Genomic DNA, 3,569 nt, shown 5'->3' on the forward strand with positions numbered 1-3,569 from the left:
TATAAGTCGTTTAAGACAGTATAGAACGTCAAATAGACAAGGGAGAATTTGAATACTAGCTGCCTCAGAGTTTTTTTGCCCTTTTTCCTGCACAGATTGCGAAGATAAATAAATAGCTTCAGTATCATTATAAGGGTAACGGCGAAGGTTGTCAAGTAGTTTTTTTTGTTTCTATTGCTAAAAAATCTGAATTCAGTCTACCTCAAGCTAACAATGGACCATCAGGTATATTACCAATTACATTGATCTGATTTAATATCTTATTAGTGGGGTAAAAATAGTTTTTTATAAATTCCTTATATATAGCTGTCAATTTGTGTATATCGTCTACTGACACGCATTCATTTACCTGATGTGCAGTTTTATTGATCATACCAAATTCAATCACTGGGCAAACATCTTTGATAAATGCAGCATCAGATGTTCCGCCGCTTGTGCTCAGCACAGCGTCGATATTGGTAACTTTACTTATTGCATCAAGCATAATATCAGTATCCCTATCGAGAGTAGAGAGAAAAGCGTCTCTGCTGCTATACATGGAGAGTTTATAATCGTTAGTCACACTGGAGCATATTTCATCAATTAACTTATATAAACCGCTAGGTGCTTGCATATTGTTGTATCGAATGTTGAAACTTGCAGTTATTGAACCAGGTATTAGATTATCGGTATCATTTCCAACATCAATAGTAGTAATCTCGCAGTTTGAAGGCTGAAAATATCTATTACCATGATCAAAAGTAGTATTTTTCACCTTATCTAATATTGACATCATCGTATATATTGGATTATCCGCCAAGTCTGGATAGGCAACGTGCCCTTGTCTTCCATAGCAAATCAATTTGAATGTTGCGGATCCTCTTCTGCCTATTTTTATAGTGTCGCCTAGTTTTTCGCTACTGGTTGGCTCAGCAACTATGCAATAATCTATCTTTTTTTGCTTACTTTCCATCCATTCTAAAACTGCCTTTGTTCCATATTCTTCCGTCCTCTCTTCAGCACTGGTAATCAATGCACTTATTGAACCATTGAATTGAAACTTTTCCTCAATTAAATTTACCATGGCGGTAATAAATGCAGCTACTCCGCTTTTCATGTCGGTTGCTCCTCTTCCATACAACATTCCATCTCTCACTTCCGGCTTAAACGGATCGGACTGCCAATCCTTCAATTGGCCTGGTGGCACAACATCAACGTGACCAGCAAAACATAAGTTTGGCACCCCATTTATATATTTAGCATAGAGATTTTTGACCTTAGCTTCACTATTACCAAACTCTAAAATCCTACAGTCAAAACCACTTTTCTTGAGAATTGCTGCAATATGCTCTATTGCTCCATTATCCCTTGGTGTTATACTCTTAAAAGAAATCAATCTCTTAGTTAGTTCTACAGGGTCAATCTTCATATCAACCTTGAAATACTGATATTACTATATTGTAGACATCTTATGCACTATTTAAAACAAATATTACACCAAGCCAAGCAAACTCTTATAAGGGAAGTAATAGTAGATCATCACCTCGCTGACAATATCTATGAAATATGTACACAACACGGAAATGATATTTTCTTAGTTGCAGACGAGAATACGGCAGAGCTTTTGAATAAAAACGTACTTAATAAAATTTCTCACTTAATTGTTCCAGCCCCACTTGTCATTCCAGCGCGTGACGCTGGAATCTATGATGGATCCCAGTGTCGCGCTACTTGGATGACACCAGATAGACCGGACAGTGTTGCTTCTCTCGAAACTGTCAATCTAGTGAGACACAAGGCAAAAGATAGCAACTTAATAGTTGCACTTGGTAGCGGCACTGTTAATGATATTTGTAAGTATGCAAGCTACCTCGAGAAAAAAGATTACATATCATTCCCAACAGCCGCTTCTATGAACGGCTATACCTCTGCAAACGCTTCAATATTAGTAGATGAGCATAAAAAATCATTCGCAGCACATCTTCCTAAGGCAGTATACATTGACATTGATATAATCGCCGACGCACCACTGTGCCTTACATTAAGCGGATTTGCAGATTTTATCTGTCGTTCAACAGTAGAAGCCGATTGGCTATTATCTCATCTGCTACTTGGCACAGAATATAACGAATTACCTTTCACACTTGTTCGCGATCTGGAGGAAATTTTGCTTAGAGAACACCTAGCGCTTGCAAAAAGAAGCAAAAAAGTGGTCTTATTACTTATGGAAGCCTTACTAATCTCAGGACTTGGAATGGTGATATCAGAAGGCAGCCATTCTGCAAGCCAAGGAGAGCATATGATAGCTCATGCAATGGAAATGGTAACAAAAGATTATTCCTCACTACATGGCGAAAAAATTGCTGTTACAACGTTCACCATGGCTAATTTGCAGGAAAAGATATTATCAATACAAAATCCTACCATTAAATCAACCACTTTAGATGTAAAGCGTGTGACTGAGTGCTTTGGTAATACCGAATTTACAAAAATTCTAGAGCAGAAAAAAATTCTGCAGCAAAAAATTGGAGGGATCATTCATAAGGAATGGAATAATATTTCCAGCTTAATTAAGCAAAATTTGTTACCTGCAAGACACCTGCAGAAAATATTTGAAGATTTGTCAATCCCACACTTACCAGAGCATCTAAGTTGGAACAAAGAGCAATATTGCAAAGTGGTCAACCTTGCATTTGCAACAAGAGACAGATTCACCTTTCTTGACTTGGCTTACTGCATAGAAGAAAGTAAAGTTTTGTAGTGGCTGGTTTGTTGCTAAAAAAGTTATAGGTCAACAAAAAAATTTGAATTGTGGGTTGCACATTCTTTTCTTGCATGCGTAACGTTTACACATTCTAGCTTACTACTACACAACAGGTATCCACCAAGCATAATACCTGCTACAGCTGGAATAACGCTAACAACTGCACTTTTTTCTGCAATAGCAATGATTCCTGTAACAATACAGATAGTGACCAATGCAACAGCAGTATACTTTCGTGTATTTCGTTTCTCTTCAGAATTTATTTGATTCAAATAATTCTCAAACGTTTCCTTAGTTTCTTTGTCTTGCATTTTGTTAATTTCGCCACAAAGCTCTTTAAACTTTCTCAGATCTTTGTGTTTCAACCATAATATATCTTCCCTAACTACTGGATCGTCCAATAAGTAATCAGACACATAACTTCTCTTATCATTTAGTCTTTTAAGACATGGCACACTAGGTATTTCCCTTGTAAGATACGCACGAATCACTCCATAGTTAATTAACATTGCATACAACACAATATTTAATTTGTTCTGCGGATCACTAGCTACATCTTTATTTTTAAAACACAATACTAGAGAAGTAGTACTTAAATATTTCATATCATCTGTGATGGAAGAGCGTAAAATGATTTCAACTGCTTTTAAGAAATTTCCATTATTAACAAAGTTAAAACCTACGCCCTTATTTGCATTTATGGCGCCGTTTATGCCTTGCATAACAAATCGCTTATAACGCTAACTATGGATTAGAAAGAGAGTAGAGAGAGAAATAGGGTAAACTCCAGTATTTTAGCAACAATAAGAGGTTACCCAATGCATAA

General features: G+C 36.5%; 3 protein-coding genes. 1 reads left to right on the forward strand and 2 read right to left on the reverse strand.

The features are described 5' to 3' along the window. Positions 1-202: 202 nt before the first annotated feature. Positions 203-1,408: a succinyl-diaminopimelate desuccinylase gene (gene dapE, locus GO685_RS04105; RefSeq protein WP_175937687.1), complete on the reverse strand. Its 1,206-nt coding sequence runs from the start codon at positions 1,406-1,408 to the stop codon at positions 203-205. Positions 1,409-1,450: 42 nt separating this feature from the next. On the opposite strand from dapE, the gene GO685_RS04110 reads away from it, so the two are divergent. Then, positions 1,451-2,740 carry an iron-containing alcohol dehydrogenase gene (locus GO685_RS04110; protein ID WP_175937688.1) on the forward strand — a complete coding sequence of 430 codons (1,290 nt, stop codon included), beginning with the start codon at positions 1,451-1,453 and terminating at the stop codon, positions 2,738-2,740. A gap of 23 nt (positions 2,741-2,763) precedes the next feature. Here the strand turns inward: GO685_RS04110 and GO685_RS04115 are convergent, their stop codons facing one another. After that, a complete protein-coding gene (locus tag GO685_RS04115) occupies positions 2,764-3,465 on the reverse strand; it encodes a hypothetical protein (protein ID WP_175937689.1) in 702 nt (233 codons plus the stop codon). Positions 3,466-3,569 lie beyond the last annotated feature (104 nt).

Origin of the sequence: Wolbachia endosymbiont of Madathamugadia hiepei (assembly GCF_013366855.1) — a bacterium.
Classification (GTDB): domain Bacteria; phylum Pseudomonadota; class Alphaproteobacteria; order Rickettsiales; family Anaplasmataceae; genus Wolbachia.

What these genes read in the sequence shown, in the direction of transcription:
- dapE (WP_175937687.1), bottom strand. Translation starts at nt 1,408, where the DNA reads ATGAAGATTGACCCTGTAGAACTAACTAAGAGATTGATTTCTTTTAAG.
- GO685_RS04110 (WP_175937688.1), top strand. Translation starts at nt 1,451, where the DNA reads ATGCACTATTTAAAACAAATATTACACCAAGCCAAGCAAACTCTTATA.
- GO685_RS04115 (WP_175937689.1), bottom strand. Translation starts at nt 3,465, where the DNA reads ATGCAAGGCATAAACGGCGCCATAAATGCAAATAAGGGCGTAGGTTTT.